The sequence below is a fragment of the Leucobacter sp. GX0328 genome (assembly GCF_053567315.1).
Window position 1 is genome coordinate 1,446,080 of sequence record NZ_JBSGPC010000001.1, and the last position, 22,414, is coordinate 1,468,493.

Sequence of the window (22,414 nt, forward strand, 5' to 3'; positions counted from 1 at the left end):
TGCGTCCTGGAACGAGGTAAGAGTGAAGCAAAAAGAACTGTGGCGCCCGTTGCTGCGGCTTGAGCGGGCTGTGCTCATCATCACGAGCATCCTCACCGCGGGCCTCGTCACCGTTGGTGTAATCACGCGTTATGTGCTCCATGTTGATTTTCTCGGCATGGAGGAGATGGTCAGTGTGATCGCGATCTGGCTGTACTGGGTCGGTGGGCTCTATGCAAGTCGGAACGATAATCATATTCAGGGCAACCTGATCGAGAATCTGTTGAAGAGCCCTCGTGCTAAACGCGTACACCGGCTCTTTGTGCTTGGAGTGAGTCTCCTAGTGCTCGTGGTGTTTGCGAAGTGGAGCTTCGATTATGTGCTGTGGAGCGTTGATCGGGGTGCGAGGACGTCCGCGCTCAAGATTCCACTGGTGTTGGCGCATGTGCCGCTGCTCGTGGGTTTCGTGATGATGTTCCTGTACACGGGCTATCACGCGGTGCGCACATTCCGGGTATCTGATGACAACTACGACGACATGATGGAAGAAGTACGTTCATGGCGCTGATCTTTGGTTTTCTCCTGCTCATTACACTGATCGTGGTCGGCGTGCCGATCGTGTATGCCTTCGGTGCGGTCATCATCTGGCTGGTGATTGCTCTTGGATACGAGCCGAGCTTCCTGATTCCGACCGCTTACAATTCGTTGAACGGAGTTGTGCTGCTCGCGATACCACTATTCGTTATGGCGGGCGGTGTCATGGCGAAGGGCGAAATCGGTGAAGCGCTCGTCGGCGTGGTCGAGAACTTCGTCGGCCGAGTGCGAGGCGCGCTGAATATCGTGCAGACGGTGACCTGTGCCGTCTTCGGTTCGATCAGTGGTAGTGGGGCGGCCACGCTCTCTGCGATCGGTTCGATCATGGCACCGAAAATGCGTGCACGCGGTTACAACATGGGTGTTGCAGCCGCAGTGCTTGCCGCCGCCGCGCCGATCGGCATGCTTATCCCGCCAAGTTCGATCCAGATTCTCTTCGCATGGTCGGCACAGTTGTCGGTGCTCGCAGCTTTCCTTTCGACGCTGATCCCTGGCCTCATTTTGACAGTTCTCATATCGATCGTCGGTTGGACGATGTCCCGACGCGATCAGAACATCGTGCTGAGCGCGCCTGTCACGAAGCGCGAGTGGCTTCTTAATACACGCAAGTCGACTCTGTTCGCTACCCCTGCGCTGGTAATGCCGGTCATTATTCTCGGTGGGATCTACTTCGGCGTCATGACCCCGACGGAGGCGGCAGCGGTATCGGTGGTATATGCGATCCCTGTCGGCATGTTCTTCTACCGGAAGCTCACACTGAAAGGGCTCAAGGAGACCCTTGTTGAGACAGCGAATACTACCGGTGTCATCATGGTGATGCTCGCCGTGATCATGGTGCTGAGCCGCATTCTGGTAATGGAGAACGTTCCGGACAAGATTCTGGATGTACTGCTGCTGGTTTCGGAGAACAAATACGTCATCCTGTTGATGATCAATGTGTTCCTCATTGTCATTGGTATGTTGATGGATGATGTGAGCGGCACGCTCCTCTGCGCGCCGATCCTTGTGCCGATCGGCCTGGAACTCGGAGTCAGCCCCTATCACATGGCGGCCATCTTGGGCGTGAACCTTGGTATGGGTAATGTGACGCCCCCGACGGCTCCATTTCTATACCTCGGAGCCCGTATTTTCAATACACCAGTGAAGGGCATGCTGCGGCCGATGCTCTGCATTCTTGTATTCGCATACCTGCCGACGCTGCTGCTCACGACGTTCGTTCCCGAGCTCGCACTATGGCTTCCGGGGACGTTGCTGGGTATTAAGTAGACTGGTCTATCACCGCGAGCGCGTCGATCTCGACGAGCATGTCGGGGTGCGGCAGCCCGGTGAAGACGGTCGTGCGGCAGGGCAGCACCCCGCTCGGAGCATGTTCGGCGATGAAGGCCTCGTAGGCTGCGTTCATGCCGTCGAAGTCCTCGCGCCGCGTCAGGTAGACGCGGAACATGATGACATCGTCGACCGTCGCATCGCCGGCCTCGAGGATGGCGCGGATGTTCTCGAGCGTGCGCGCGGTCTGCGCGGCGACATCGTCGGGCGCGATGTGCTCGCCCGTCGCGGGGTCGACCGCGCCCTGGCCCGACACCTGGAACATGCCGCCCTTGCGCACCCCCTGCGAGAAGGCGTGGGGTGCGGCCGGGGCGCGCTCGGTGCGTACGGCGATCTTCTGCGACATTCGGGGCCTCGATTCTGCGGGTGATCCACGCGTGCCGGAGCGCTGGCGGGCTGTCGGAAATGGGTGGGCTGCGGCCGCTCCACGGCACCTGATGCTCCGAGGAGCGTAGCGCCGAAGCCGGGCCGAACCGTGGAGGGAGCGAACCTCGGCGAGCCGCCGGGCGCGAGGCGATCCCTGGCCGAAATGCTGCCGGGAGCGCGCTTCGCTAGACTGGGGAAGTATCTGCCTAAGCTGCAAAGGAAGGGGCTGAAATGCCCGCAGTACTGATCACCGGAGCCCAGTGGGGCGATGAGGGCAAGGGTCGCGCGACCGATCTGCTCGGAAGTCGCGTCGATTACGTCGTCAAGTTCAACGGCGGCAACAACGCCGGCCACACGGTCGTGGTGGGCGAAGAGAAGTACGCGCTGCACCTGCTGCCCTCGGGCATTCTGACCCCGGGCGTCGTGCCGGTCATCTCGAACGGCGTCGTCATCGACCTCGGCGTGCTGAAGCAGGAGCTCGACGCGCTGTCGAGCCGCGGCGTCGACGTCTCGCGCCTCAAGGTCAGCGCCAACGCGCACGTCATCACGGCCTACCATCGCACGCTCGACAAGGTGACCGAGCGGTTCCTCGGCAAGCGGCAGATCGGCACCACGGGGCGAGGGATCGGCCCCGCCTACGCCGACAAGATCAACCGTGTCGGCATTCGCATTCAGGATCTCTTCGACGAGAGCATTCTGCGGCAGAAGGTCGAGGCCGCGCTCGAGTTCAAGAACCAGGTGCTCGTCAAGATCTACAACCGTCGCGCCATCGAGGCCGACGAGGTGATCACCGATCTCATGGGCTACCGCGAGATGCTCGAGCCGATGGTCTGCGACACCGGCCTGCTGCTGCACGAGGCGATGCAGAACGAGAAGACGGTGCTCTTCGAAGCCGGCCAGGCGACCATGCTCGACATCGACCACGGCACCTACCCGTTCGTGACCTCGTCGAACGCGACCGCGGGCGGCGCATCGACCGGTTCGGGCCTGCCGCCGCACCAGATCGACCGCGTCATCTCGGTCGTCAAGGCCTACACGACCCGCGTCGGCGCGGGCCCCTTCCCGACCGAGCTGTTCGACGAGATGGGCGAGCGCCTGGCGACCGTCGGCCACGAGTACGGCACGACGACCGGGCGCCTGCGTCGCTGCGGCTGGTACGACGCCCCGATCGCGCGCTACGCCGCGCGCATCAACGGCGTGACCGACTTCGTGCTCACGAAGCTCGACGTGCTGTCCGGCCTCGAGACGATCCCCGTGTGCGTCGCCTACGACGTGAACGGCGTGCGCCACGACGAGATGCCGGTGAACCAGAGCGACTTCCACCACGCGAAGCCCATCTACGAGGAGTTCCCGGGCTGGACCGAGGACATCTCGGGCGCCCGCACCTTCGAGGATCTGCCGAAGAACGCGCAGGACTACATCCGCACGCTCGAGGCGATGAGCGGATCGCGCATTTCGGCCGTCGGCGTCGGCCCCGAGCGCGAACAGGTCGTGGTGCTGCACGACCTGGTGGGGTGATGCGATGAGCGAAGCGACCCCGCAGCAGCGCCTCGAGAGCCTCCGAGCGAGCATCGACAACATCGATGCGGCGCTCGTGCACATGCTGGCGGAGCGCTTCCGCTGCACGCAGGAGGTCGGGCGGCTGAAGGCCGAGCACGAGATGCCGGCCTCCGACCCCGCCCGCGAGGCGCGGCAGACCGCGCGCCTGCGCAGCCTCGCCGAAGACGCGCACCTCGACCCCGAGTTCGCCGAGAAGTGGTTCAACTTCGTGGTCGCCGAGGTGATTCAGCACCACATCGAGATCGCCGCCGAGAAGTAGCGTTCTCGCCACCGCCGGGCCGCCCGCCTTGCGCATTATTCGAACATGTGTTCGAATAATCGCATGAGGTGGAGCGGTCAGTCGGCGCGCGGTGCGGCGGATGGTGCCGGGCCGTCGGCGCTGCCGGCGCTGCCCGGGCTCGAGCTCGGCGAGGTCGCCGCCGTTCCCGGGCATCTGCGCACCGTTCGGGTGCCCGAGTTCGAGGGCATCGCCTTCCACGAGGTGATCGCGAAGAGCGCGCTCAACCGCGTACCGGGCGCTTCGTCGATGCCGTTCTCGTGGACCATCAACCCGTATCGCGGCTGCTCCCATGCATGCCGCTACTGTTTCGCTCGAGGATCGCACCGCTACCTCGAACTCGACACCGGTCGCGGCTTCGACTCGCAGATCGTGGTCAAGGTGAACGTCTCCGAGGTGCTCGGCCGTGAGCTCGCGCGGCCGAGCTGGCGGCGCGAGACGGTCGCCCTCGGCACCAACACCGACCCGTACCAGCGGGCGGAGGGGCGCTACCGCCTCATGCCCGGCATCATCGACGCCTTGGCGCGAGCCTCGACGCCGATGTCGATTCTCACGAAGGGCACGCTGCTGCGGCGCGATCTGCCGGCGCTCGTCGATGCATCGAAGCGCGCCCCGGTCGATATCGCGATGTCGATCGCGATCGGCGACCCCGAGCTGCAGCAGGCGATCGAGCCCGGCACCCCGACGACGGCCGCGCGGCTCGCGACGATCGCGGCGGCGCGCGATGCGGGTTTCGAGCCCGAGGTGTTCGTGATGCCGGTGCTGCCGTACCTCACCGACTCGTCGGCGCAGCTCGACCGGTTGCTGCGCGACATCGCCGCGGCCGGGGCGCGCTCGGTCATCTACGGCCCGCTGCACCTGCGCACGCATGTGAAGCCGTGGTTCTTCGCGTGGCTCGAAGAGCGTTGCCCGGAGCTGCTGCCGCGCTACCGTGCGCTCTTCCCGGGGGCATCGAGCCGCGCCCCGCAGGCGTACCGGCTCGAGCTCGCGGGGCGCATCAGGCCGCTCATCCGCAAGCACGGGCTCGAGCGCCGCGGTGGGCGGCGGATCGCGGAATCGACCGGCGGCCCCGAGCGGGTGCCCGCGGCGGTGCCGGGCGAGCCGGCGCCGACCCTGTTCTGAAGCTGCGGGGCCGCGGCCGGTGCGAACGGCCCGTGTCAGGGAACCGGTGTCTGCCTCGACGGCATTCCCATAATCCGTATCGCATCGTCCCTGTGTCCGTAATTTTTGCGTCATCTCTCAGTAGCGGTTAGGATCGCATTGGGGATTCATCGGGGGTGCTGAAGCATCGCTCGAATTGAGCATGGTCTTGGGGGAGATCGCTCGACGCCTCATCTCTGCCGAGGTCTGCACCTGCGACTTCGCGTTCATGGACCATCAGGGGAGTTCTTCGCACATGCGTAGCAACGTTGGGGAGCGCACTTCGTGGCGCCCGAAAGCCAGGAAAGCAATAGCGGTCATCGCCGCCTTCGCGCTGAGCATCGGCACGGTCGCGCTCGGTTCGACCGCTGCGAGCGCAGGGCCGAGTTCGGTGCTGCAGCTCGTCAAGAAGGTGGACGGGCAGGATGCCGTCCGCGACCTGACGCCGGGCACGATCGTGACCTACTCGGTGAACTTCAGCGTCGAGAATCAGAGCGTGGTGGCCCCGGTGACGGTGACCGATGTGCTTCCTGCCGCATTCGAAGGCTGGGAGATCCTCGGTCTCTCGGCGACCGTGAACGGTAGCCCGAACGATGTCTCGACGGTGCTCCCCGGCGTTACCGATGGCGGCGGGAACGCAGGCACCATCGGTGCAGGCGTCGAGAACCGCATGATCACAGTCGGTGTGAATCGTGCAGTCGACGGCATCATCGGCATGTCGGCAGATGATCAGGGCGTGCTCACCTACCAGATCAAGATTCCGGAAGACCTGTCCCCGGACTGGGAGTGGAACAACGCGGACCTGGTCAATACCGCGGTGTTCGAGGCCGACGGCAACGAGGCCATCACGCAGACCGATGACGCCACGATCTCGGTCGCTGTGCCCGTCGTCGTCGACGTCACGCCGTCCAAAGCCTGGAGCCCGGCGGAGCAGGGCTTCCAGATCGGCGCGCCTTCGCAGGTCACGATCGGCGGTACGCAGTCCTCGAACGTGAACGCCACGAGCCTTTCCCTGCAAGACCCCGCCGACCCCACGGCGGCCCCCGACGGCGCGACCTCGCTCGACGCCGCGAATCCCTTCAACTACGTCGACTTCGCCGGTTTCGCGGACCCGGAAGACCCGACCACGAACCTGCCCGCCGGGGCCGAATCGGCAACCGTCGAGGTCTACCACTGGAACGGCACGAGCTGGAACTGGACTCCCTGGGTCGACACGATGACGCCGAGCGATATCGCCGGTGTGCGCACCACCTACACGGGCGATCTCGCTCCGGGCACCGCCGTCTCGCAGAGCTTCGACGTCGAGCAGCGCGGCACGCACCGCACCACCGAGGGCAAGATCTCAGAGGGCTACACGGCCGAGAACGATGTGCGCGCCACGGTCGTGGTCGACGGTCAGCCCCCGGTTTCGAAGGATGCCGAAGCGAACCTCGTCGTCGGCCCCGAGCAGATCGAGGTCGAAGCGGGCAAGTCGTTCCTCGACGCCTCCGGCAATGAACTGACCTCGCTCACCGCGGTCGGCGGCGACACCGTCGGCGTCGTGCTCCACGCCCGCAACAAGAACGTGCCCGCGAGCACCTCGCTCGACTCGCTGACCGTGCGCGAACCGGCCGACGGCGCCGACGCCGAGTACTTCTCCGATGACCTGGCGTTCGCGGGCTTCGACAATACGAACCCGGACGCCGCCTGGCCGAATGGTGCGACCGAGGCGACCGTCACCTGGATCCTGCCGAACGGCGACCGACAGACGCTGCCGGTCATCACCGCCGGTTCGCCGCTGCCCGCCGCACCCGGTGCGATCACGGGCTTCGAGATCGAATACACCAGCACGACCGGCATCGAGCCCGGCGCGCTCGCCGACATCCGCTACTCGATCAAGACGAGCGAGAACCTCGGCGAGGCGAATGCGCCCGCCGGTCCGTTCAAGAACGTCGTCGACGTCACGGGCGAGCGCAACGGCCTCGACCCCGTCGCCGATGACGCCGAGGCGCACCTCACCGTCGTCGCGCCCGCCATCGATGTCGTCATCGACAAGCGCGTCAGCCCGAGCATCGTCGAGCCCGGTGACGACGTCATCGTGCAGCTGCCGACGACGGCCACCGCCTCGGGCAGCCAGACCAAGCCGACTAAGATCGTCGTCACCGACGAGATCCAGGGCGCAGGCACCTTCTGGGATGCCTACGACCTCACCGAGATCGTCGCACCCGTGCAGGTGCCGGCCGGTGGCACCCTCGTCATCCAGCTGCGCGATGCCGACGGAGGTTGGACCGACTTCGAGACGCTCACGACCGATTCGGCCGTGAACATCCCGGTGCCCGGCGGCGCTGATGTCACCGGTGTGCGGTATGTCTACACCAACCCGAACGGCTTCCCGACCTCGACCAATGTGAAGCCGAACCTCCGATTCGAGGCCCGCGACACCTTGCGTCTGAGCGATGCTCCGACGGCGCCGGTCGACGAGAAAGACCCGCTCAAGGCGACGCCGTACGAGAACACGGCGACCGCCGACGGCACCGGCACCCTGGGCGACCGCGTCGTCACGGATGACGATGAGGCAACCGCGACCGGCAGCATTCGACCCGATGAGGCGTTCGGCCCCGGCCCGCTCTGGGCCGACAAGAACTGGCTGAAGCCCGATCTGCTCACATCTCAGTCGGGTGCGACCGCGAGTTCGCAGCAGCGCTGGGCGCTGACCGCGCCCGGCTACGAGAGCGTCGTGCTCACCGACCCGAACAACCCGACCGCGGACGGCGTCGGCACCGTGTTCGAGGCGTTCGATCTGCGAGGAGTAAAGGCGATCACTCTGGCGCAGGATCCCGCCCTGCAGTGGGATTCGATCACCGCGGTCGAGCTCTACAACGGCACGGAATGGGTTGCCGTCACGGCGCCGACGAACGGCTGGATGGGGTCGAACGGCTTCGTCGGGTACACGCTGGATGCGAACCAGCGCGGCTGGGCGCTCGGCATCCGCCTGACCGTCGAGGAGAACGCGCAGTCGCGCGCCGCCGCTGCCGCCCCCGAGGTCGGCGACATCGGAGCCCCCGCAGTGGGGTCGGGCGTCTCCGCCTCGGCAGCGATTCGCGGGTACACCCTCGACTGGCAGCTGCGCGACCGCGCACGCGGCACGGCTCAGGAATCGCCGAAGTGGGTCACCTCCAACGCGAGCTTCAACTGCGGTGCCGCGCCCGGCGACTTCGGCTGCATCGATAACGTCTTCCGGGCCGAGGCGAACCCGTTGGGCGGTGGCGCTCCCGCTGTCGATACCGATAACGATCAGATCAACCTGATCGACGGCACGCCGAACGTAAGCCTCGAGAAGTCCGTGACGAAGGGTGCGCTCGTCGCGCCGAACTACGGCGATCTCGATCCGGCCGACTACCCGACGACGCGGTACTCGCTCACCGCGAAGAACGCCTCCGAGAGCGAGGGCGGCGCGGCCGGCATCATGAAGCTGTCGCGCCTGCGCGTCACCGACGTCGCGAGCGCGACCTCGGGCAACAGCCTGATGGGGCAGAGCCCGTTCGCCGGTCGTGTCTTCTCGAACGAGGCTGCGACCAATCACTTCGATCAGTTCAATGTCACCGGCCTCAGCTTCGCTGCGCTGCCGGCGTACATCGACAAGACGCAGAGCACCGTCGAGCTGTGGCTCTACAACGACGGCCTCGGGGCGACGCAGAGCTTCTCGATCGCGCAGATCGAGGCCGGCGACGCAGGCGCACTGCTGGCCGACGTGATCGGTGTCTCGGTGACGTATCAGGGCACCTCGCCCGAGATCAACGGCAACCGCATCATCGCCGGCGATAAGTTCGTCATGAACATCGACGTGCAGCTGCGCGCCGAGAAGCGTGCGAGCGGCTCCCCCGTCACGGGCGGCCCCACGGGCTCCGCCGTGCGCGTCTCGAACGATGCCTTCGCCCTCGGCGAAGACCTCGTTGTGAACCCGGGCAGCCGCCCGACCAGCGGCGATGACGCGCACGTCGATCTCTCGCAGGCGCGCATCGAAGTGAAGCTCGCCAAGTCGATCGCCGTGACGAACACGCTGCCCGGCGCCGACAACGGCACGATCTACGAGGCCGACCCGCAGGCGCCGGCGACCGTCACGCTGAAGGCCACCCCCGGTAACTCGACGGCTCCGCTGCACGACCTGACGATCGAGGATCAGACGCCGGGCTTCTGGCAGAAGTTCCAGCTCGTCTCCTTCGGCCCAGCGGGTCTGCCGACGAGTGTCGACCGGACGACGCAGTACGTGCTCGTCGGCACCGACTGGGTCGAGTTCGGCGCCTTCACCGCCGACGGCGGCGGCCTCGCCGATGTCATCGGTGTACGCACCGTCTTCGACCGTGCTGACGGCAAGCTCTTCCCGCTCGGCGCCACCTCGTGGAGCTCGGGCTGGGGTTCGGCGACCATGCCGTTCACCGTGCAGCTGCGCGCCGACGCCGGCATCGACTGGCACGGCGAGGCCGCACCGGTCGAGAACTCGGCGACGACGATCGCGACGCGCACCGACACCGACACCGCAACCGACGGTGCCGATGCCGAGATCGATTTCTCGCAGGGCGAGCACAAGATCAAGGTGGAGAAGCGGGCGCCGAACGACACCGGAAACCATCAGGTCAACCCGTTGGATTCGCTCAAGTGGAAGCTGATCTTCACGAACACGGGCAACAGCCTGCTGCCCATCGAGACGGTCACCGACCAGCTGCCGACCACGCTCGTGTGGGACGGTGAGCAGCCGGGCTTCAGCTCGACGAGCGACGGCCTGACCGTCGATCCGGCTGTCATCGCCGTGGCGCTCTCCGATGACGGCCGAGAGCTCGGTTTCACCTGGCCCGAGGGTTCGACCATGAAGCCCGGCGAGGTCGTGACCATCGAACTCGGTTTGATTCTGCAGCCCGGTCTCACGACGGGCCAGCGCGCCACCAACGAGGTCGTCGTCGATACGGGCGAGCCGCTCGCGGCCTGCACGCAGCCGACGAAGAACGGGCAGGCGCCGAACGCTCCCGCCTCGAACGAGGAGTGCAGCAACACCAACTACGTGTCGCCGCTCGTCGGCACCTATGTGAACGGCATGAAGACCGTGAACGGAGAGATCGTCGAGACCGACGGCGAGTTCCTCGTCGACGGCGGGAGCCGCGTCGATCGCGCGACGAACCTGCCGACCGGTGAGGCCTGCTCCTCGAGCAGCTGGAGCGCCGACGGCTACACGCGCACGCCCTGCATCGCCTACACGGCGGTCGGTGCGACGGATAGCTGGAACCTCGATTACTTCAACATCGGCACCAACCCGCTGTCGAAGATGGTGATCGTCGACATGCTCCCCACTCCGGGCGACAACCTCCTCGCAGGCTACGGCTTCGAGCGCGGGTCGAACTTCCGACCCGTGATCGACTCCGCCTCGCTGCAGGTCGCGAAGATGCCGGCGGGCACTCAGGCGCTGATCGAGGTCACGACGAACGCTGAGGCCTGCTACAGCACGGGCTCGACGGCCCCGAACCGGTGGACCGACGACCCCACCTGCTCGAGCACCGCGAACCCGGCGAACGTGTGGACCTCGCTCGCCGACTATCTCGCCGGCGGCGGCTCCGACGCGGATATCGCGGGCATCCGCGTGACGCTCGACCTCGCAGCCACTCCGCTGGCACCGGGGCAGAACGTCATCGTGAACTTCGAGACGCAGAACCGCGTGATCGATCACGCCGAGGGCGGCCTGCAGCCGACGCTCGCCGACTACCAGGACGCACGCGTCGCCTGGAACCAGAGCGGCGTCATGGCCTGGGACATAACGGGAGCGCCGATCCCGCTGCCGAAGGCACCGCCGGTCGCCGGTGTGACGCTGAAGACCGCCGACCTCGTGGTCTCGAAGGACATCCTCGGCGATCCGCGCAACGCCCCCGAGTCGTTCCCGGTCGCGCTCAGCTGCACCGTGCCCGATGGCACGGGCGGCCGCACGGCCCTCGATCTCGGCGACTACGCGCTGCTGCAGGTTCCCGGAAACCTTCCCGGCACCGAGGCCGCCGAGCGCCAGTCGGTCGTGGTGCCGAACCTGCCGATCGGTGCGAACTGCGACGCCGTCGAGGTATCGAACCCCGAGAGCGGGCCCGTAGTGGGCGAGTTCGGCGAGATCGGCCGGTCGGTCGAGGCCTCGACCGGGGTCAACCCGAGCGAGGACGGTCTGTCGGCGGAGCTCCGCATCCGCGACAACGGCGCGGGTTCCGAGCCGGCGCAGGCGACGCTCCTCTCGTTCGCGAACACCTACGCGCTCGGTGACCTCGTCATCGAGAAGTCGGTGCGCAGCACGAGCGAGTACGACCTGACCTCTGAGCAGCGTGCGCAGAGCTTCGAGTTCCTCGTCGAGTGCGTGGCAGGCGAGACCGTCGATACTCGGAAGGCGACCGTGAAGGCCGGCGAACAGGAGGTCGTGACCGACCTGCCCGCGGGCGCCAAGTGCGCGATCACCGAGACCGACAGCAGTCATGCCGTCGAGACGACGGTGACGGTGGCGGGCGACACGACCGAAGGCGTCGAGCGCGAGGGCGTCGTGCTGAACGAGTCGGGCACGCATGTGCTGTTCACCAACGGGTTCGAGGGCCCGAAGCCCGTGGTTCCCGGTGAGAACGGTCAGTCGCTCGGTGAGTGGCTGTCGACCACCGGCGGCCGTTCGCTCGCCGGCCTCGGCATCGTCGCGCTGCTCGGCATTCTCGTCGGCGCGGGGCTGCTGATCCGGCGCCGTACGTCGACGGCAACGTCGAACGAGTAGCCGCACGAGCACGCGCACGGGCCCGGTCCGCTTCCTGAACGGAAGCAGGCCGGGCCCGTGCGTTCACGGCTGCGGTGACGCGCCGGCGGCAGAACCGTTCAGGCTCGCTACCGTGCGGCGCGGGCGACCGCGATCGCGTCGAGCACGCGGTGCCTCAAGGCGTTGCCGCGCTCGGTGAAGCCGCGCTGCAGACGGGCGTACTCGCGCTTGCCCTCGGCGGTCTCGACAGGGATCGCCTCGAGCACTGCTCCCGACGCCCCGCGGTAGGCGCTCACGTCGTACGGCGACGCCCGCATATCGACCTCGCGGATGTCGCGGGCGAAGACGAACGCGTCGAGCAGCAGCTCGCCCGGCACGATCGGGCCGAGCTTGCCGGCCCACTTGTAGAGGTCCATGCCGGCATGCAGGCATCCGGCCTGTTCGAGTTCGGCCTGGGTCCCGCGCGTCGGCTGCAGCGTGTTCAGCGGCCGGGCGGGCTCGGTGAAGAACCTGAAGGCATCGAAATGGGTGCATGAGATCGGGTGCGACTCGACGACCCGATCGGTGGCCGCCTGCCCGACGCGCAGCGGCAGCGAAGTGTGGCGCAGCTGTTCGGGCGTCATGCGATATACCATCGCCCACTCGTGCAGACCGAAGCAGCTGAAGCGCGGCGGCCGGTCCATGCTGCCGCGCAGCAGCGTCTCCACGTAGTCGACCGCCGCGCCGCGGCGCGCGAAGAAGTCGTCGAGGTCGAGCGTCAGCGATCCCTGACGATCGGCGGCCCGGTAGAACCGCCAGCCCTCGCGATCGGCGGCGTCTGCGAGCACGACGCCCGCGCCGGGATGCCAGCGGCGCAGTTCGCGCGGCTTCATCGGATAGTACGTCCACAGGAAGTCCTGGACCGGATGCCGCTCGCCGCGGTGGCGGCGCTCGCGGTGCTCGACCGCGAGGGCATCGGCGCGCGCCTGATGCGCGGCTTCCGCGGCCCGCCATTCGGGCGCGGCGGATCGCCGGATCGGGGACGAACGGTGGGGCATCCGGCGAGTGTATCTCCTCGCCGATTGGGTTATTCTCAATGCGGGGGATCGGTCAGGGCGCCGCGCGCACCGCGCGCGGAGAACGGCGTCCCGTGTATAGGGGAGACTCGGGTCACTGTGGATGTATTGCACCCTGCCTCGACGGGCGACTTCGACCGTGCAGAGCCGTTGGCCCGAATCGTCGGTCGCATCGAGGCCGCATTCGTCGCGCGCGAGTACTCGCTCGTCGGCGAACTCATCGAACGGAATCTGCTCGCCGCCTGGTTCGGCATCGAACCCCACCGGTTCGCCGAGATCGTGGCCGCCCTGCTCGAGCGCGGCGATGCGGTCGGCCCGACGCTCCGCGCCCTGAGCGCCATCATGCTTACCGACCCGAACGCGCCACGGCCCGCGGCGCCCGACGCCGGCGCCGGTGCGCCGGAGGCCGAGTCGCCGGAGGCCGTCGCCGTCGTCGAGAACCTGACCGCCGCGGGCCTCATGTTCAGTCTGCGGCTGGAGGGCCGCATGACCGAGGCGTTCGCCGGGGCCGAGACACTGCTCACCCGGAAGACCCCGATGCGCCCGGTGTACGACTGGAACCGCGGCTGGGCGCTCTTCAGCTCGGTGCAGTACGGTCTGACCGCAATGCTCGCGGGCCGATTCGCCGAGGCGCTCGTGAGCTTCACGAACGCCCGCATGCACGGACGCGTGCCCGCCCTGCACTTTCTGACCCGCGACGCGTGCGTGCGCGCCGCGGTCATCGAAGCGCTCTACGGCGACGTCGTGAAGGCCCGGGCGCTGCTCGAGGAGGCGGAGAGCATCCCTCGCACCTCGAGTTGGGTCGAACCTGAACTCGATGCGTTGCACGCGCTTGCCGATGCGCTCGTGCGGGCGCCCGCGGCGGAGGCGCTCGCCCGTATCGATGCGGTGACGCTCAGCAGCCTCGGCGAGAGCTGGCCGTTCTACTTCGCCGCGCTGCAGTACGCGCTGCAGCGCGCGAGCAATCTCCCCGAAGCCGTGCGGCGGGCCGCGGTCTTCGCCCAACTGCCGCTGCCGGTCGTTGCCGGCGACGGGTACGCGGGCAGCATCCAAGCGATCTGCTCGGCGGTGACCTCGGCAGCGCAGGGGGATCTCGGCGAGGCGCGAGCGCAGATCGAGAGCGCCGACCGGTCGCTGCACCTCACCCGGCTCGTGCTCGCCCTGATCGAGATGGCGTCCGGCCGATTCGACGAGGCGCTGCGCATCGGGCTCAACCTCCGCGAAGCGACCGCTGGCCTCAGGCGCCTCGAAGTCTGGCGCCGCGCGACGGTCGCCGAATGCTACTGGGCGTTGGGGGAGGAGGAAGCGTGCGCCGCGATCATCGCGCTGGTGCTCGCCGAACCCGATGCGATCCGCGCCGATGAGATCCCGTACTTCTCACGCGGCCTGCGCGATTTCGCACGACAGCGCTTCCCGGCATGGCCCTCCGCAGACGATACGGTCGCACCCCAGTTCGTGTTCATCGGCGAGGGCCAGGAGAACCTCACCGACCGGGAGCTCGAATCGTTGCGACTGCTCGCGCAGGGGCTGTCGCGCGAGCAGATCGCCAAAGCGCAGTTCATTTCGATCAACACGGTGAAGGGCAACCTCGGTTCGCTCTACCGCAAGCTCGGCGTCGGGTCGCGCGCTGCCGCGGTCACGGCCGGCGAGCAGCGCGGCCTCCTCTGATCGGCAGCGGATACCGCCCGACCCGCTTCCGAACTTTCACCCCCGGAACCACCCTTTTTTGCGAGCGTGCGGCGCATAGCGATCCTAAAGTGAGAACGTGGCCGCTGTATGCCGAGACCACTGCAGAGGTCGTGAGCCGCTGCGACGTCTCGCTGGAGCTGCCGTAGGCCTGCGGATAGTCGCATGCGCGACACGATCCCCCCATTGCGAAGCGTATGCGACTGTCCCCGGGCCTACGGCCGGTGGCGACTCTTCGGCCGGCGACGGAGCCGGCGGGCGCAGCTAGTGCCCGCGCAGCCGCTCGAGGTCGCGGCGATCCTTCTTCGTCGGACGGCCCGAGCCCGGGTCGCGGATGACCGCGGCCGGCCGCTCGACGCGGGGCGGCGGCGGGGGCGTGAGATCTTCGAAATACTTCGCCGCCTCGGTCGCGCTGCCGCGTCGCGCAGCGAGGCCGATCACGCGGTAGATGCGCTCCTGCTCGTGCAGGCGGGCACGTACCGTGTCGCCGACGCGCACGGCCTGGGCGGCCTTCGCGGGCTTGTCGTTCACCCGAATATGCCCGGCGCGGCATGCGGTGGTGGCCTGGCTGCGGGTCTTCGCCAATCGCACGGCCCACACCCACGCGTCGAGGCGCACGGAATCGGATGTCATGGCATCGATCGTACGGGAAAGCGGCGGGCGGGGCGGGCAGAATGGGAGGCATGCGCGAGGAGTACGAGACCGTCGACGGGCAGACCGACACCGAGATCGAGATCTCGCGCTCCCGCTTTCTCACCCGGCTCGTGCGGGCCGAGAGCGAGGAGGCGGCGCGCGAGGCGATCGCCGAGGTGCGCGGCGAGCATCCGCGGGCCCGCCACCACTGCTCGGCATTCGTACTCGGCCCCGACGGGCGCGTGCAGCGCTCGAGCGACGACGGCGAACCGAGCGGCACGGCCGGCGCCCCCATGCTCGACGCCCTCGTCTCGGCGGGGCTCAGCGATGTCGTCGCCGTCGTGACCCGGTACTTCGGCGGAGTGCTGCTCGGGGCGGGCGGTCTCACCCGTGCCTACCGCGGCGCGGTCGCGGAGGCCGTGCTGCAGGCCCGGCGCGTGCGGCGCGGGCTGCGGCGCGACGTGGTCGTCGTCTGCTCCTACGAGGTCGCGGGGTCGATCGAGGCGGAGGCCCGCCGCCGCGGGTACGCAGTCGGCGAGGCGGAGTACAGCGACCGCGTCGCGCAGCATTTCGCGGTCGCTGAGGACGAGGTCGCCGCGCTCGCGTCGCTCGCCGCCGAGGCGAGCGCCGGGACCGCGGAGGTGCGCGCCGGCGCATCGGCGTACGTCGACCTCTGAGCCGCGCCCGGCGATCCCTCGCGATCCCTGACGAGACAGGCGCGCGTGAAGCACCCCGGTGCGCCCGCAGCGCCCCGGTGCGCCCGAAGCGCCCCCGAGACGCCTGCATGTGCCGCGGCCCAGCTCGAAGTCGCAGGCGCGCGATACGCTTGCTGGGTGGGCTATTGGGATGAGATCGTCGGTCAACCGGAGGCCGTGCGCACGCTGCAGCAGGCCGCCGCGCCCGGAGCCGTACCCGCCCATGCGTGGCTGATCACCGGCCCGCCCGGGTCGGGCCGCTCGAACATCGCGTACCGCTTCGCCGCCGCGCTCATCGCACGCGACGAGCGCACCCTCGACCACGTGTTCTCGCAGGTCAGCGGGCGCACGCACCCCGACCTCGGCGTGCTCACCACCCAGGCCGCGATCATCAAGATCGATGCGGCCCGCGAAGTCGTCGCGAGCTCGTACTATTCGCCCGCCGAGGGCCGCTACCGCGTCATCGTCATCGAAGACGCCGACCGCATGACCGAGACCACCTCGAACGTGCTGCTGAAAGCGCTCGAAGAGCCGCCCGAGCGCACGGTCTGGGTGCTCTGCGCCCCGAGCGAGGCCGATCTGCTGCCGACGATCCGCTCGCGCACGCGCGCCCTGCGGCTCGTGACGCCGCAGCCCGCCGAGATCGCGCGCCTGCTCGCCGAGCGCGACGGCATCGACCTCGAACTCGCCGAGCGCGCTGCGCGCCTCGCGCAGAGCCACATCGGCATGGCCCGACGTCTCGCCGGCAACGCCGAAGCGCTGCAGCGCCGCGAGCAGACCCTCGACACCGCGCTCTCGATCGAGACGCTCGGCGACGCGATGGCCGCCTCCGCCCGGCTCGTGAAGCTGGCGGAGGCCGATGCGGCGGCCATCACCGAGCAGCTCGACGCCCGCGAACGCGAGGAGGCGATGCGCAGTCTCGGCATCGCCGCGGGGGCCGCGATCCCGCCGCAGATGCGCGCCCAGATGCGCGCGCTCGAAGAAGACCAGAAGCGGCGCGCCAAGCGCAGCCTCGTCGACGGCCTCGACCGCATCCTCACCGACCTGCTCTCGCTGTACCGCGACGTGCTGCTCACCGCGATGTTCGCGGGCGAAGGCGCTGACGGCGCCTCGAACGCGCACTCCGACCGCCCCGACCTCGTGAACAGCGAGCGTGCCGCCCGCATCGACGAGCTCGCCGAGCGCTGGGGGGCCGAGCGCGCCCTCGCCGCCGTCACCGCGATCGAGACCGCGCGCGACCGGCTGCTGCGCGCCATCACCCCGGGGCTCGTGATGGAGGCGCTGCTCGCCGCGATCGCGACGGGATCGGCCGCGTCGAAGACCGAGCCGGGAGTGCGCGCGTGACCGCCGCCGTGCGGGCCCGCCGCGTCGGGGCCGTCGCGCTGCTCGCGCTGGCCCTCGCAGCCGCCCCGGCACTCGGCGGCTGCGCCGCCCTCACCGGCCTGTTCTCGCAGACGCCGCACGTGAAGCCCGAACCGATTCTGCCGGCCGCGCCCGAAGCGACCCTCGACGGATTCCAGAGCCAGCAGCCGGTCTGGCAGGCCTGCGGCGACCGCCTCGAGTGCGCCGACGTGTACGCGCCGCTCGATTGGGGCGACCTCTCGGGCGAGCGCATCACCCTGCATATGGTGAAGCACGTCGCGAAGAGCAAGCAGCCCCAGGGCTCGCTGTTCGTGAACCCCGGCGGGCCCGGCGCTTCGGGCGCCGACTACGTCTGGAACGGCGCCGAGTACGCGGCGCAGCCCGCGGTGCTCGACGACTACGACCTGATCGGGTGGGACCCCCGCGGCGTCGGCAGCTCGAGCGCGGTCTCGTGCCTCGACGCGGCCGGGCTCGACGACTACCTCTTCGGGCTCGGCGATGCGGCCGATGCCGCCCTCGAAGCCGGCAGCGACGCCTGGATCGACGCGGCATACGCCGAATCCGAGGAATTCGGGCAGGCCTGCGCCGAGAACACCGGCGCCCTGCTCGGGCACGTCGACACGGCGGCGACGGTGCAAGACCTCGACCTGTTGCGCGCGATCGTGGGCGACCCGCAGCTGAACTACCTCGGCTATTCGTACGGCACCTACATCGGGGCCCGATACGCCGACGCCTACCCCGACAAAGTCGGGCGCATGGTGCTCGACGGCGCGATGGACCCGACGACCACCGAGTACGAGGTCGTGAAAGAGCAGACGCGCGGCTTCGAGCAGGCGCTCGAGGCCTACCTCGCAGATTGCCTGAAGCGCTCCGATTGCCCGTTCACGGGCCCGGTCTCGCGCGGCATGCAGCAGATCGGTGCGCAGCTCGACAAGGTCGACGAGACTCCGCTGCAGGGCACCGACGGCCGCTGGCTCAGCAGCGGCACGATGCTCACCGCCATCATCACCCCGCTCTACGCGCAGAGCAACTGGGGCTACCTCGACGACCTCTTCACGAGCGTGAACGAGGGCGACGCCGACGTCGGGCTGATGCTCGCCGACTTCTACTACAGTCGCGAGAACGGCCGCTACCTCGATAACTCGACCGAGGCGTTCATGGCGATCAACTGCCTCGACTATCCGAGCGGCATGGACCGCGACCTGATGCGCGAACAGGCTGCCGAACTCGCCGAGCTGGCCCCGACGATCGGGCGGTTCCAGGGCTACGGCGACATCGGCTGCGCGGCGTGGCCGGTCTCGGGCGTCGAGTCGCGCGACGGCGTCACGGCGGCGGGCGCAGGCCCCATTCTCGTCGTCGGCACGACCGGAGACCCGGCGACCCCGTACCGCTGGGCGCAGTCGCTCGCCGGGCAGCTCGAGAGCGGCGTGCTCGTCACCTACAACGGCGAGGGGCACACCGCCTACGGCGACAACGACTGCATCGACCGGGTCGTCGACGCCTACTTCGTGCAGAGCGAGGTGCCGTCGCGCGACCCGCAGTGCGCGGCGGGCTGAGCGCGGCGGGCTGAGCGCCGCGGGCCGTTCGCGGTTCGTGCCGGGTTCGGCGGGCCAGGGATCCCTACTCCGTCAGCCACGACCGGATGGTGTCGATGATCGCGTCGACCGGCTCATCGGCGGCGACCCGCAAGCCGGGCTCATCATCGGCGAGCGGCTCGAACGCGGCGAGCTGCGAGCGCAGCAGGGCGGGCGGCATGAAGTGGCCCGGCCGGTCGCGCATGCGGCGGTCGAGCTCGGCCGCATCGACTGCGAGCTCGACGAAGGCGGCGTCGGGCGCGTGGCGGCGGATCGCGTCGCGGTATGCCCGCTTGAGAGCGGAGCAGGCGACGACCGCCCGTTCGCGTGCCGCGAGCGCGGAGCCGACGCGGGCGAGCCAGGGCGCGCGGTCGGCGTCGTCGAGCGGGGCGCCCGCACGCATCTTCGCCACGTTCTCGGCCGGATGCAGGTCATCGGCGTCGATGAACTCGGCGCCCAGGCGCTCCGCGAGAGCGGCCCCGACCGTCGATTTGCCCGAGCCGCTCGGGCCCAGAACGACGATGCGGGTGCTGGCGGGCATGCGGTGCGGCTCCGATCTCGACCTCGGGCCGGGTCGTGCGGCGCCCCGGTGCCGGGGTGGCACGACGCGACGGTTCATCGTGCTAATATTATTGCTCGTGTGCGGAACTCGTTTCGCGCCAGGCCGACTTAGCTCAGGGGTAGAGCAGTTCCCTCGTAAAGAACAGGTCTGGGGTTCAAATCCCCAAGTCGGCTCCGAATCGGACGGGTCGGATCGGTAGGAAACTACCGGTCCGGCCCGTTTTCGTGTGTCTAGAGGAAAGCGTGCCGATGCGCCACCCCGCTGACACATTCTCTCGGCGAGGCTAGGGTCGGCTCTGGGGCCCGCTCGAGCGGGCCGATCGCGCAGGCCCGACCGGGGCCGGCTCCCGCACGAACGAGTACGCGAAGCGGGCGGGCAGAGAACCGGGCGGGCAGAGAACCGGGCGAGCAGCGAACCGGGCGGGCAGAGAATCGATGCGGGCGGAGGAACCGATGGCAGCACCATCAGCCGCTGCTCGGCGCCGCCCGATCACCCGCGAGTACGATGGCGACGAGGCGATCTACCGTCTGCAGGGCCGTCGCATCACGAGAACGGCCGAGATCGAGCGGCTGAACGCCCTCGCCGTACCGCCGGCCTGGCGCGACGTCGAGATCGCCCGGTCGCCGAGGGCGAAGGTGCTCGCGACCGGCGTCGACGCCGCGGGCCGTACCCAGGCGATCTACCATCCCGCATACCGGCGCAGGCGCGAGCGCGAGAAGTTCGACCGGATGGTGCGCTTCGCCGAGAGCCTGCCGGCGATGCGCGCTCGCGTCGACCGCGACCTGCGGCGGAGGCGCCTGTCGCGCGATCGCGTCATCGCCTGCGTCGTCCGGGTCATCGACGAGCAGTTCTTCCGCGTCGGCAACGCCGCGTACGCGTCGCGCGGCGGCGGCCGCGGGGTGACGACGCTCGAGTGGGAGCATGTGACGCCGGGCGCCGAGGCGGTGCGGTTCGATTTCGTCGGCAAGAGCGGCCGCCGGCAGCGGCGCATGGTGCGAGACGCGCGCGTCGCCCGGGTGATCGCGCGACTCGAGAGTCTGCCGGGGGATGAGGTGTTCCGCTTCTTCGACGAGGATGGGCTGATCCATCGGCTCGACAGCCGACATGTCAACGCGTATGTGAAACGGCATATGGGCGAGGAGTTCACGGCGAAGGACTTCCGCACCTGGGGCGGCACGGTCGTCGCGGCCAGTGCGCTGTTCAGCTGGGCGCGCGACGTCGCCGACGACTCGGGGAGCACCGACGACGCGTCGGACGCAGCGGCCGAGAGCCGTGACGCGGCAGCGGCACGCAGACGAGCGATCGCCCTCGTCGCCGAGCGGCTCGGCAATACGCCGGCGGTAGCGAAGTCGTCGTACATCGACCCGCGGGTGCTGCAAGCGTTCGAGAATCCCGCGGAGATCGCGCGCGTGCACCGGGTGCGGCTGCGGGCGAGGCGCTATCTGAGCGTCGACGAGCAGCGCGTACTCCTGCTGCTGCGCGAGGATTGAGCGCCCGGGAGGGGGTGCAGCGTGCGCCCCTGAACAGGTGGTCAGAACGGCGCCGCGAAGCGCTTAGGGTAGAAATCGTGACCGAACAGCCCCCGCCCACCGCGCAGCGCGAGCCGCATCCGGGGGACGACGCTGCCCGGCAGGCGGCACCGCTGGCACCGCAGGCACCGGCCGCGCAGGCGGCGATCCCTGTCGAGCCCGCCGCTGCGACCGCCGAGCCCGCCCCGAAACTGCACCCGAAGCCCCGCATCGCGCTCTGGGACAACGCCCGTTTCGCACTCATCGTGCTCGTGCTCGTCGGCCACATGGTGTCGACCGTGCGCACCGAATCGCAGTTCGGCTTCGCGATCTACGTCTACATCTACCTGTTCCACATGCCGGCGATGATTCTGCTGTCGGGCATGTTCTCGCGCGCCGACAGCTCGCCGAAGATCGTGCGCTCGACGCTGCAGCTGCTCGCGGTGTGGCTCGTGTGGGAGGGCGTCTGGGCGCTCATCCACCTGGTGCTCGAGGGGCAGGCGCCCGGCCAGGGCTTCCTCATCAAACCGGCGTGGACCCTCTGGTTTCTCGTCACCCTCGTCACGATGCGCCTGCTGCTGCCCTACATCGCGAGGCTGCGGCACCCGCTCGTCGTGTCGTGCGTGCTCGCCCTCGCGAGCGGACTCAGCCCCGTGCTCGGCACCGAATTCTCGGCGGCGCGCACCCTCGTGTTCCTGCCGTTCTTCGTGCTCGGGTGGCTCGCCAGGGATCGCGGCTGGATCGACGGCATCTGGTTCACGCGCCCGACGAAGCGCCTGCGGGTCTTCGCGTGGGCGGTGTTCGCGGCGCTCGCGCTCGTGTTCCTGTGCGTGCCGAACCTCATCAAGATCTGGCGCCTCGACCGCTGGCTCACCTGGCGCGACAGCTACGAGACCACGCTCGAGCGGGCGCCGATCGGCGCGCTGCAGCCCGACACCTGGTGGTCGACCGCGCTCGTCGGCATCCCGGCGACGGCCGCGCTGCTCTTCCTCGCCGCTCTGCTCACCTTCGCGCTGCTCATCGTGCTGCCCCGCAGCACCACGTTCTGCACCAAGTGGGGCTCGCGCACGCTGTTCGTGTACCTGCTGCACGGGCCGATCGTCTACCTGCTGCGCACGAGCGGTGTGATCGACGACGTGCACGCATGGGGGCTGCTCGGCGTACCGGCGCTCGTCATCATGGCGGTCGCCCTGTCGGCGCTGCTGTCGATGCGGTGGGTGACGGTCGTGTTCGGGCCCGTCATCGAGCCGAAGATCGACTGGCTGCTGAAGCGCGGCTGAGCGGTGTGCGGCTGCCGCGCGGCCGGTGCTGCCCTGCGCGCGGCCGGTGCTGCCCTGCGCGCGGCCGGTGCTGCCCTGCGC

General features: G+C 68.7%; 16 protein-coding genes and 1 tRNA gene. 13 read left to right on the forward strand and 4 right to left on the reverse strand.

What is annotated here, in order from left to right; all coding sequences use genetic code 11:
• Positions 1-22 precede the first annotated feature (22 nt).
• Both ACUYTF_RS06605 and ACUYTF_RS06610 read left to right on the forward strand, forming a co-directional pair.
• A complete protein-coding gene (locus tag ACUYTF_RS06605) occupies positions 23-547 on the forward strand; it encodes a TRAP transporter small permease subunit (RefSeq protein WP_434141847.1) in 525 nt (174 codons plus the stop codon).
• On the forward strand, positions 538-1,839 hold the full coding sequence (locus ACUYTF_RS06610; protein ID WP_434141846.1) for a TRAP transporter large permease subunit: 1,302 nt from the start codon (positions 538-540) through the stop codon (positions 1,837-1,839). Before ACUYTF_RS06605 ends, ACUYTF_RS06610 begins: the two co-directional genes overlap by 10 nt.
• Here the strand turns inward: ACUYTF_RS06610 and ACUYTF_RS06615 are convergent.
• Positions 1,832-2,245, reverse strand: a complete 414-nt coding sequence (locus ACUYTF_RS06615; RefSeq protein ID WP_434141845.1) for a RidA family protein — start codon at positions 2,243-2,245, stop codon at positions 1,832-1,834. The genes ACUYTF_RS06610 and ACUYTF_RS06615 overlap by 8 nt on opposite strands.
• 251 nt (positions 2,246-2,496) lie before the next feature.
• On the opposite strand from ACUYTF_RS06615, the gene ACUYTF_RS06620 reads away from it, so the two are divergent.
• The 4 genes from ACUYTF_RS06620 to ACUYTF_RS06635 all read left to right on the forward strand — a co-directional run bounded on the left by ACUYTF_RS06620 (position 2,497) and on the right by ACUYTF_RS06635 (position 11,999).
• A complete protein-coding gene (locus ACUYTF_RS06620; RefSeq protein ID WP_434141844.1) occupies positions 2,497-3,783 on the forward strand; it encodes an adenylosuccinate synthase in 1,287 nt (428 codons plus the stop codon).
• Positions 3,784-3,787: 4 nt separating this feature from the next.
• Positions 3,788-4,084 (forward strand): chorismate mutase, encoded by a 297-nt coding sequence (locus tag ACUYTF_RS06625; RefSeq protein ID WP_434141843.1) that lies wholly within the window; start codon positions 3,788-3,790, stop codon positions 4,082-4,084.
• Positions 4,085-4,147: 63 nt separating this feature from the next.
• Positions 4,148-5,224, forward strand: a complete 1,077-nt coding sequence (locus tag ACUYTF_RS06630) for an Rv2578c family radical SAM protein (RefSeq protein ID WP_434141842.1) — start codon at positions 4,148-4,150, stop codon at positions 5,222-5,224.
• 274 nt (positions 5,225-5,498) lie between these two features.
• On the forward strand, positions 5,499-11,999 hold the full coding sequence (locus ACUYTF_RS06635; protein ID WP_449279498.1) for a DUF5979 domain-containing protein: 6,501 nt from the start codon (positions 5,499-5,501) through the stop codon (positions 11,997-11,999).
• Positions 12,000-12,106: 107 nt separating this feature from the next.
• Here the strand turns inward: ACUYTF_RS06635 and ACUYTF_RS06640 are convergent, their stop codons facing one another.
• Positions 12,107-13,015 (reverse strand): 3-methyladenine DNA glycosylase, encoded by a 909-nt coding sequence (locus ACUYTF_RS06640; RefSeq protein WP_434141841.1) that lies wholly within the window; start codon positions 13,013-13,015, stop codon positions 12,107-12,109.
• 117 nt (positions 13,016-13,132) lie between these two features.
• Here ACUYTF_RS06640 and ACUYTF_RS06645 point away from each other — a divergent pair, with 117 nt between their 5' ends.
• Positions 13,133-14,701, forward strand: coding sequence for a LuxR C-terminal-related transcriptional regulator (locus ACUYTF_RS06645; RefSeq protein WP_449279499.1), 1,569 nt, complete (start codon positions 13,133-13,135; stop codon positions 14,699-14,701).
• A 282-nt stretch (positions 14,702-14,983) separates the two neighbouring features.
• Here ACUYTF_RS06645 and ACUYTF_RS06650 read toward each other — a convergent pair whose 3' ends face one another.
• On the reverse strand, positions 14,984-15,352 hold the full coding sequence (locus ACUYTF_RS06650; protein WP_434141839.1) for a S4 domain-containing protein: 369 nt from the start codon (positions 15,350-15,352) through the stop codon (positions 14,984-14,986).
• Between the two features lie 50 nt (positions 15,353-15,402).
• Between ACUYTF_RS06650 and ACUYTF_RS06655 the strand changes: the two genes are divergently transcribed.
• The 3 genes from ACUYTF_RS06655 (at position 15,403) to ACUYTF_RS06665 (ending at position 18,965) form a co-directional block, all read left to right on the forward strand.
• Complete coding sequence (locus ACUYTF_RS06655) at positions 15,403-16,029, forward strand: YigZ family protein (protein ID WP_434141838.1); 627 nt, start codon at positions 15,403-15,405, stop codon at positions 16,027-16,029.
• Positions 16,030-16,185: 156 nt separating this feature from the next.
• Positions 16,186-17,391 (forward strand): DNA polymerase III subunit delta', encoded by a 1,206-nt coding sequence (locus ACUYTF_RS06660; protein ID WP_434141837.1) that lies wholly within the window; start codon positions 16,186-16,188, stop codon positions 17,389-17,391.
• Positions 17,388-18,965 (forward strand): alpha/beta fold hydrolase, encoded by a 1,578-nt coding sequence (locus tag ACUYTF_RS06665; protein WP_434141836.1) that lies wholly within the window; start codon positions 17,388-17,390, stop codon positions 18,963-18,965. The genes ACUYTF_RS06660 and ACUYTF_RS06665 overlap by 4 nt, the downstream gene beginning before the upstream one ends.
• Before the next feature lie 64 nt (positions 18,966-19,029).
• Here ACUYTF_RS06665 and ACUYTF_RS06670 read toward each other — a convergent pair whose 3' ends face one another.
• The gene (locus ACUYTF_RS06670; protein ID WP_434141835.1) at positions 19,030-19,524 is read right to left on the reverse strand and encodes a gluconokinase, GntK/IdnK-type; all 495 of its coding nucleotides are present in this window, start codon (positions 19,522-19,524) and stop codon (positions 19,030-19,032) included.
• A 122-nt stretch (positions 19,525-19,646) separates the two neighbouring features.
• On the opposite strand from ACUYTF_RS06670, the gene ACUYTF_RS06675 reads away from it, so the two are divergent.
• From ACUYTF_RS06675 to ACUYTF_RS06685, 3 genes are all read left to right on the forward strand, one after another.
• Positions 19,647-19,718: transfer RNA gene (locus tag ACUYTF_RS06675), tRNA-Thr, on the forward strand.
• 279 nt (positions 19,719-19,997) lie between these two features.
• Positions 19,998-21,035, forward strand: coding sequence for a DNA topoisomerase IB (locus ACUYTF_RS06680; protein ID WP_434141834.1), 1,038 nt, complete (start codon positions 19,998-20,000; stop codon positions 21,033-21,035).
• Between the two features lie 77 nt (positions 21,036-21,112).
• Positions 21,113-22,333: an acyltransferase family protein gene (locus tag ACUYTF_RS06685; RefSeq protein WP_434141833.1), complete on the forward strand. Its 1,221-nt coding sequence runs from the start codon at positions 21,113-21,115 to the stop codon at positions 22,331-22,333.
• The last annotated feature ends 81 nt before the right edge of the window (positions 22,334-22,414 follow it).

Coding starts and splice junctions, on each gene's coding strand:
- ACUYTF_RS06670 (WP_434141835.1), bottom strand. CDS start 19,524: ATGCCCGCCAGCACCCGCATCGTCGTTCTGGGCCCGAGCGGCTCGGGC.
- ACUYTF_RS06630 (WP_434141842.1), top strand. CDS start 4,148: ATGAGGTGGAGCGGTCAGTCGGCGCGCGGTGCGGCGGATGGTGCCGGG.
- ACUYTF_RS06655 (WP_434141838.1), top strand. CDS start 15,403: ATGCGCGAGGAGTACGAGACCGTCGACGGGCAGACCGACACCGAGATC.
- ACUYTF_RS06615 (WP_434141845.1), bottom strand. CDS start 2,245: ATGTCGCAGAAGATCGCCGTACGCACCGAGCGCGCCCCGGCCGCACCC.
- ACUYTF_RS06625 (WP_434141843.1), top strand. CDS start 3,788: ATGAGCGAAGCGACCCCGCAGCAGCGCCTCGAGAGCCTCCGAGCGAGC.
- ACUYTF_RS06620 (WP_434141844.1), top strand. CDS start 2,497: ATGCCCGCAGTACTGATCACCGGAGCCCAGTGGGGCGATGAGGGCAAG.
- ACUYTF_RS06650 (WP_434141839.1), bottom strand. CDS start 15,352: ATGACATCCGATTCCGTGCGCCTCGACGCGTGGGTGTGGGCCGTGCGA.
- ACUYTF_RS06680 (WP_434141834.1), top strand. CDS start 19,998: ATGGCAGCACCATCAGCCGCTGCTCGGCGCCGCCCGATCACCCGCGAG.
- ACUYTF_RS06640 (WP_434141841.1), bottom strand. CDS start 13,015: ATGCCCCACCGTTCGTCCCCGATCCGGCGATCCGCCGCGCCCGAATGG.
- ACUYTF_RS06635 (WP_449279498.1), top strand. CDS start 5,499: ATGCGTAGCAACGTTGGGGAGCGCACTTCGTGGCGCCCGAAAGCCAGG.
- ACUYTF_RS06610 (WP_434141846.1), top strand. CDS start 538: ATGGCGCTGATCTTTGGTTTTCTCCTGCTCATTACACTGATCGTGGTC.